This is a genomic window from Sulfitobacter sp. HI0027 (assembly GCF_001634775.1).
Lineage (GTDB): Bacteria > Pseudomonadota > Alphaproteobacteria > Rhodobacterales > Rhodobacteraceae > Sulfitobacter.
Window position 1 is genome coordinate 1 of the sequence record NZ_LWER01000128.1, and the last position, 276, is coordinate 276.

Sequence of the window (276 nt, forward strand, 5' to 3'; positions counted from 1 at the left end):
CATTGCCAAACACGCCCCCGACGCTTTCGTGATCTGCATCACCAACCCGCTTGATGCGATGGTCTGGGCGCTGCGTGAATTCTCCGGTCTGCCGCACAACAAGGTTTGCGGCATGGCAGGCGTGCTTGATAGCGCGCGTTTCCGTCACTTCCTCGCGACCGAGTTCAACGTCTCGATGAAAGACGTCACTGCCTTCGTTCTGGGCGGCCACGGCGACACAATGGTGCCGCTGGTGCGCTACTCCACCGTTGCAGGCATCCCGCTGCCCGATCTGGT

At 61.2% G+C, this 276-nt stretch carries 1 pseudogene; it reads left to right on the top strand.

What is annotated here, in order from left to right:
• Positions 1-276 (top strand): annotated as a pseudogene (locus tag A3722_RS06575) (malate dehydrogenase); the annotation flags it as partial.